Below are 7358 nucleotides of genomic sequence, written 5' to 3'. Positions count from 1 at the left end.
TTTTTAAAATGAAGTGTTTTGAAGACGGTAGTTCTTTTTGATTTTCAAGGGGAATACATTATCAGTTTTAGCCAATATCAGCCGGAGAAGGGGACGGGTGGGAGCGGGGAGGGAAGAGGCGAACGCACTGGTGGGCGGTTAGGGGAAGCTTTGAGATCCGACGCTTACGTAGGCTTTCGCGAGGGTCCGCTGACCCTCGTGAATAATAGCCGGAGTTAGCGGCTAGCTCAAAGTTCCCAAGCCCACCCGTTGCCCCAACCTAACCCCACCCCCCCCTCCCCTCCCCGCTCCCGCCCGTCCCCTTCTCCGGCTGATATTGGCTAAAACTGATAATGTATTCCCCTTGAAAATCAAAAAGAACTACCGTCTTCAAAACACTTCATTTTGAAAACGATAGCCCTTTTATAAAAAAGGAATATACGCTCTTAGCAGATCACTGTACCCGTCCGTCCAAGGTACGCATCCACTGCCTTATCGATTGAAGTAATCACAGCCTTCTTTCCTTCGCCCTGTTCCACGAACTCGACAGAAGCCTGGATCTTCGGCAGCATGGTGTTGGCTTCGAACTGTCCCTCAGCCATATATTCTTTCGCCTGTGCAACAGAAATCTCGCCCAGTTCTTCCTCATCCTGCTTGTGGAAATTCACAGAAACCTTCTCCACACTGGTCAGGATCAGCAGTTCATCTGCATCCAACTGTTCTGCCAGACGACCGCTGGTATAATCTTTCTCAATAACCGCACTTGCGCCCTTCAGTTCCGTACCCTGCTCCAGAACCGGGATTCCGCCACCGCCGCAGGCGATAACGATCTGTCCGGCATCAAGCAGTGCACGGATCGCATCGATCTCCACGATCTTCTGTGGCTTCGGTGCGGCTACGATTCGGCGGTAACCGTCACCGATCTTGGTAACGTAATTACCCTTATTTTCTTCCTCTTCCGCTTCCTGCTCATTCAGCACACGTCCGATGACTTTAACAGGTTCAGCAAAAGCTTCGTCATACGTGTCTACGGTTACCTGTGTCAGAATCGTGGATACCGGTTTGTAGATGCCTTCTTTCATCAGTTCTGCACGGATCGCATTCTGCAGGTCGTATCCGATATACCCCTGGCTCATGGCAGAACACACGGACATTGGTGCGTATGTATAATCCGGATGATACTTTCCGAATTCATTCATTGCCATATGGATCATACCCACCTGGGGTGCATTACTGTGAGAAATCACGACCTCTGCGCCCTCTTTTACCAGCTGCGCAATGATTTTTGCAGTTCTTTTTGTAGCTTCTTTCTGCTCCGGCAACGTATTACCAAGTGCCCGGTGTCCCAGAGCAATGACAACTTTCTTCTTCTCCATGTTACGCCCTCTTACTTTCTCTCATACATAATCGGGTAAAAATACCTTTTGCGAATTTCACCCGTCACTGTCACAGTATTTACCGAATTCCATACAGACATGGGTTTCGGTTTATGATCTGCCGATACCGGTTTCTGTTACAGATCAACACCTCTATCGTTAGTTTATTCCTGTTTTCTACTTTATGCAAGCAGGAAATAAGCAAGTACCACAACACCAAGAGCGATCCGGTACCATCCAAATACCTTGAAATCGTGTTTCTTGATATAACCCATCAGGAACTTGATTGCTGCAATGGAAACGCCAAAAGCGACAACCATACCAAGCAGCAGATACACAACCTCTGTTCCGGTAAAATGCAGACCAAATTTTATCAGTTTCAGAAAGCTTGCTCCAAACATAACCGGGATGGCAAGGAAAAAGGTATATTCCGCTGCCAGTTTTCTGCTCATGCCGAGGAGAATACCTCCGATGATGGTTGCACCGGAACGGGAAGTACCCGGAATCAGGGCAAGCAACTGGAAGATTCCGATAAACAGTGCATCTTTGAAAGAAATATCACTGAGCTTTGTTCTGCTGGGCTTCCGGCTTTTATTGTAGTTTTCGATAACAATAAACAGTACACCGTATACGATCAGCATCACGGAAACGACCCAGTAATTCATGAATGTTTTCTCGATCCAGTTGTTAAACGGAAGTGCCACGATGATTGCCGGCACACAAGATACCAGAATCTTTAACCACAGCACGATCTTATTCATGTTGATGTATTTGTCTGCAAATTTCTGTAATTTCCCGATACGCTCATTCGTACTGATATAGTTCCAGTTACTCTCTCTGGACGGATCATTTTTATGAAATGGCCATAATTTTTTAAAATCCAGTACCACAACCGCCAGTACGGCTCCCAGCTGGATGACCACAAGGAACATCTGCCAGAATTCCTCACTGACTTTCAGTTTCATAAACTGATCCACCAGGATCATATGGCCGGTACTGCTTACAGGAAGCCATTCGGTGATTCCCTCCACAATACCGAGAAAAATTACTTTCAGTAATTCGATAATATCCATATTTTCCCCTTTATTTAGATCTGTGCGATATCAATCAGCGTAAGCCTGTTCAGATCTGTATTTTCCAGACTGGTTACCAGTGCTTTGGCTGTATCCATAGCAGTCAGAACGTTAACACCTGTCTCGATAGCATTTCTTCGGATCAGGAAACCGTCTTTTGCGTGTTCCACACCCTGAGAAGGTGTATCGATGACCAGATCGATCTTGTGACCCAGAATCAGGTCCATCAGGTTTGGTGACGGCTGTTCGAGCTTATTGGTACGGATTGCTTTTACGCCGGCTTCCTGCAGCGTTTTAGCTGTATTTCTGGTTGCATAGATGCGGTAACCCAGTGCTTCAAACCGTTTTCCGATCTCAACTGCCTCCTCTTTATCCTCATCACGAACGGTCATGATCATATTTTTATGTTTCGGCAGATTGATACCTGCGCCAAGGAATGCTTTGTACAGTGCTTCGTTGAAGCTTTCTGCGATACCCAGGCACTCACCGGTGGACTTCATCTCCGGTCCAAGACTGATATCCGCACCACGGATCTTCTCGAAGGAGAATACCGGCATCTTGATCGCAAAATATTTTGCTTCCGGCTGCAGTCCCGGTGTATAACCCATATCTTTCAGTTTGTATCCCATGATGGCTTTTGCTGCCAGAGGAACGATCGGGATACCGGTTACCTTGCTGATGTACGGAACGGTACGGCTGGAACGTGGATTAACCTCGATGACATAGACTTCTTCACCGCATACGATAAACTGAATATTGATCATACCGATGACATGCAGTGCTTTTGCCAGACGTTTGGTGTATTCTTCGATGGTAGCTTTTGCAGTCTTGCTGATGGTCTGTGCCGGATATACAGAGATACTGTCTCCGGAATGGATGCCGGCTCTCTCGATATGCTCCATGATACCCGGGATCACGATGTCTTCACCGTCGCATACCGCATCAACCTCGATTTCTTTACCTACCAGATATTTGTCGACCAGGATCGGATGTTCCTGTGCAATCCGGTTGATGATACCGATATACTGTTCCACATCTTCATCGTTGATGGCGATCTGCATACCCTGACCACCCAGAACGTAAGAAGGGCGAACCAGAACCGGATAACCCAGTTCGTTGGCAGCTTTCTTAGCCTCTTCAGCGGTAAATACGGTCTGTCCCTTTGGTCTCGGGATCTGGCACTGTTCCAGGATCTCATCAAACAGCTCACGGTCTTCGGCTGCATCTACATTTTCTGCGGATGTTCCGAGGATCGGCACACCCATCTTCATCAGTGCCTCAGTCAGTTTGATAGCGGTCTGTCCACCGAACTGCACCACTGCTCCGTCCGGTTTCTCGATATTTACGATGTTTTCCACATCTTCCGGTGTCAGCGGCTCAAAATACAGTTTGTCAGCGATATCAAAGTCTGTACTTACAGTTTCCGGGTTGTTATTAATAATGATGGTCTCATAACCTTCTTTTGCAAAGGCCCAGGTACAGTGTACAGAACAGAAGTCGAACTCGATACCCTGTCCGATACGGATCGGGCCGGAACCAAGTACCAGAACCTTTTTCTTGTCCGGTGTGCGTTCTGCTTCATTTTCTCCGCCATATACAGAGTAATAATACGGTGTGGTGGCTGCAAACTCAGCGGCACAGGTATCTACCATCTTGTAAGCTGCGGTGATACCGTATGTTTTACGCATTTTTTTTACCGTTTCTTCTGTCTTTCCGTTCAGTTTTGCAATCACATAATCCGGAAATTCCATGCGTTTTGCTTCTCTCAACAGATCTTCGTCCAGTTCTCTGGTCTTCAACGCATATTCCATCTCGGTCAGGATCGCGATCTTATCGATAAACCACAGATCGATCTTGGTGATCTCATGGATCTCTTCCTGAGAAATTCCGATACGGATCGCCTGTGCAATTCTCCAGATTCTCATATCATCTACAATATGAAGAGCTTCCAACATCTCTTCTCTGGACAGATTGGAAAAATCGTAGGACATCAGGCTGTCTACATGCTGTTCCAGGGAACGAATGGCTTTCATCAACGCACCTTCAAAGTTATTGCAGATACTCATAACTTCACCGGTGGCTTTCATCTGTGTGGTCAGGGTACGTTTTGCACTGATAAATTTATCAAATGGCAGACGCGGGATCTTGACAACACAGTAGTCTAACATCGGCTCGAAACTTGCATAAGTTTTTCCGGTAATAGCATTCGGGATCTCATCCAGGGTATAGCCCAGAGCGATCTTTGCAGCTACTTTTGCGATCGGGTATCCGGTTGCCTTACTTGCCAGTGCGGAAGAACGGGATACTCGCGGATTTACCTCGATGACACAGTATTCGAAGCTGTCCGGATTCAGCGCATACTGTACGTTACATCCACCGGTGATGCCCAGCTCTGTGATAATATTCAGTGCGGAAGTTCTCAGCATCTGATATTCTTTATCCCCCAGTGTCTGCGACGGTGCCACAACGATACTGTCACCGGTATGTACACCAACCGGATCCAGGTTTTCCATATTACAAACGGTGATGCAGTTGCCTGCACTGTCACGCATTACTTCGTACTCGATTTCTTTCCATCCGGCGATACATCTTTCTACCAGAACCTCGCCCACACGGGAAAGACGCAGACCATTTTCCAGAATCTCGATCAGTTCCGCTTCGTTATGAGCGATACCACCGCCGCTTCCACCCAGCGTATAAGCCGGACGAAGAACAACCGGATAACCGATCGTATTGGTAAATGCAATACCGTCCTCTACGGTTGTAACCACCAGGGAAGCTGCAACCGGTTCACCGATTTTTTCCATGGTATCTTTGAATTCCTGACGGTCTTCTGCTTTTTTAATTGTCTGGGAAGTAGTACCGATCAGTCTTACATTATGTTCTTTTAAGAATCCTCTCTCTTCCAGTTCCATCGCCAGGTTCAGTCCTGCCTGACCACCCAGTGTCGGAAGTACGCTGTCCGGTTTTTCTTTCAGGATCAGCTGCTCCACAACTTCTACAGTCAGCGGCTCGATATAAACTTTATCAGCGATATCTTTATCGGTCATGATGGTTGCCGGGTTAGAGTTTAACAGGACAACTTCCACGCCCTCTTCTTTCAGAGAACGGCAGGCCTGTGTTCCCGCATAGTCAAATTCTGCTGCCTGGCCGATGACAATCGGACCTGAGCCAATCATCAGTACTTTTTTAATCTCTGGATTTTTTGGCATTACTCTTCTCCTCCCATCATTTTGATAAACCGGTCAAACAGATAACCGGAATCCTGTGGTCCCGGGCATGCTTCCGGATGGAACTGTACTGTAAAAATATTTTTTCCTGTATATTTCAGTCCTTCGTTGGTTCCGTCGTTGACATTGATAAATGCCGGAACGGCAACTTTCGGATCCAGATTGTCGGTGTCTACCACATATCCGTGGTTCTGAGAAGAAATATACACTCTTCCGGTTTCCAGATCTTTTACCGGATGATTGCCCCCTCTGTGACCGTATTTCATCTTATGGGTATCCGCACCGGTTGCCAGTGCCATCAGCTGATGTCCCAGACAGATTGCAAAGATCGGTGTGTCGGATTCATATAATTTACGGATCTCTTTGATCACTTCCGTACACTCCTTCGGGTCTCCAGGGCCGTTGGAGAGCATGATACCGTCCGGGTTTGCAGCCAGGATCTCTTCTGCTGTGGTGGATGCCGGATAAATGGTTACCTCGCATCCTCTCTGATTCAGAGATTTTGCGATATTGTTTTTTGCACCCAGATCCAGAAGGGCTACTTTCTTTCCGCTGCCTTTCAGCACGGTCTTTTCGGAGCAGGTTACTTTCTCCACTACTTTTCCTGTAGTATATGCTTTCAGTCTCGGAATGATAGCATCCAGATCATAATTTTCATCCGTTGTGATCATACCATTCATGGTTCCTTTTTCTCTCAGGATTCTGGTCAGAGCGCGGGTATCGATCCCTGCGATTCCCGGAATGTCAAATCGTTTCAGAAAGTTCTGAATTGTATCTTCACACCGGAAATTGCTTGGTGTTCTGGAAAGTTCTCTTACAATATATCCATCCGGCCATGGTCTCAAAGACTCCGTATCCTCATAGCAAATACCGTAATTGCCGATCAGCGGATAAGTCATACATACAGCCTGTCCTGCGTAAGACGGGTCTGTCAGTACTTCCAGATAACCTGTCATGGAAGTATTGAATACGATCTCGCTGATGACTTCTTTTTTGGCTCCAATGCTGGTTCCGGTAAATACATGTCCATCTTCAAGTATTAAAAAAGCTTTCATCATTCCGTTTCCTTTCTTTTTTCTTATGTAGGCTGTTTACAGCCTGTTTATATCTTTTTCCGCATAAAAAGGGAGAAATTTCCTGTGAAATCACTCCCCCTTGCGTAATCTTAGAAATTTTACCACAAAGTCTTTTTCATTTCAATACTCTATTTTAGAAAAGTGTCGCTTTCTGCAGGAGAAATATTTTTTAATCTTTTTTATAAAAAAGTATTGACACTTCGTGTTTTATACTGTATAGTATCACTTGTCGCTGACGAAGCGGCAAACAATTTCATAATTAAAAGTTGTGCAGGAATGGCGGAATTGGCAGACGCGCAGGCTTCAGGTGCCTGTGGTAGCAATATCGTGCGGGTTCAAGTCCCGCTTCCTGCACTATTTTTTTATGCAGATCTGTTCTCTCATGTTTCTATCTATCATACCCTTCCCTTGGTCCAGATAATACAACTTTTCACACAATATCCTTTCCGGATTCCTGTCCACGTATTCCTAACATAAATTGTCTTTTTTATCAGAAAAGTGTTGACAACTTCAACAATTTCATGTATAGTATATTTTGTCGATGAGACATACAGAATTTCATAATTAAAAGTTGTGCAGGAATGGCGGAATTGGCAGACGCGCAGGCTTCAGGTGCCTGTGGTA

4 protein-coding genes and 1 tRNA gene are annotated in these 7358 nt (G+C 46.0%); 1 reads left to right on the top strand and 4 read right to left on the bottom strand.

Translation table 11 applies throughout. The annotated features are described in order from the left end of the window. Positions 1-425 precede the first annotated feature (425 nt). The 4 genes from arcC to MSA64_RS08965 all read right to left on the bottom strand — a co-directional run bounded on the left by arcC (position 426) and on the right by MSA64_RS08965 (position 6713). A complete protein-coding gene (gene arcC / locus MSA64_RS08980) occupies positions 426-1355 on the bottom strand; it encodes a carbamate kinase (protein ID WP_022171601.1) in 930 nt (309 codons plus the stop codon). 182 nt (positions 1356-1537) lie between these two features. After that, on the bottom strand, positions 1538-2428 hold the full coding sequence (locus MSA64_RS08975; RefSeq protein ID WP_117525265.1) for an undecaprenyl-diphosphate phosphatase: 891 nt from the start codon (positions 2426-2428) through the stop codon (positions 1538-1540). Positions 2429-2442: 14 nt separating this feature from the next. Further along, on the bottom strand, positions 2443-5640 hold the full coding sequence (gene carB / locus MSA64_RS08970) for a carbamoyl-phosphate synthase large subunit (protein WP_287891378.1): 3198 nt from the start codon (positions 5638-5640) through the stop codon (positions 2443-2445). Next, positions 5640-6713, bottom strand: coding sequence for a carbamoyl phosphate synthase small subunit (locus MSA64_RS08965; protein WP_106491401.1), 1074 nt, complete (start codon positions 6711-6713; stop codon positions 5640-5642). The genes carB and MSA64_RS08965 overlap by 1 nt, the downstream gene beginning before the upstream one ends. 291 nt (positions 6714-7004) lie before the next feature. Here MSA64_RS08965 and MSA64_RS08960 point away from each other — a divergent pair. Next, positions 7005-7088: transfer RNA gene (locus tag MSA64_RS08960), tRNA-Leu, on the top strand. Positions 7089-7358 lie beyond the last annotated feature (270 nt).

The sequence above is a fragment of the Oliverpabstia sp. genome, from assembly GCF_022785585.1.
Lineage (GTDB): Bacteria > Bacillota > Clostridia > Lachnospirales > Lachnospiraceae > Oliverpabstia > Oliverpabstia intestinalis.
The sequence above is the reverse complement of the archived record's forward strand: the minus strand, read 5'-3'. Positions and strand labels throughout refer to the sequence as shown.

What these genes read in the sequence shown, in the direction of transcription:
- MSA64_RS08975 (WP_117525265.1), bottom strand. Translation starts at nt 2,428, where the DNA reads ATGGATATTATCGAATTACTGAAAGTAATTTTTCTCGGTATTGTGGAG.
- MSA64_RS08965 (WP_106491401.1), bottom strand. Translation starts at nt 6,713, where the DNA reads ATGAAAGCTTTTTTAATACTTGAAGATGGACATGTATTTACCGGAACC.
- carB (WP_287891378.1), bottom strand. Translation starts at nt 5,640, where the DNA reads ATGCCAAAAAATCCAGAGATTAAAAAAGTACTGATGATTGGCTCAGGT.
- arcC (WP_022171601.1), bottom strand. Translation starts at nt 1,355, where the DNA reads ATGGAGAAGAAGAAAGTTGTCATTGCTCTGGGACACCGGGCACTTGGT.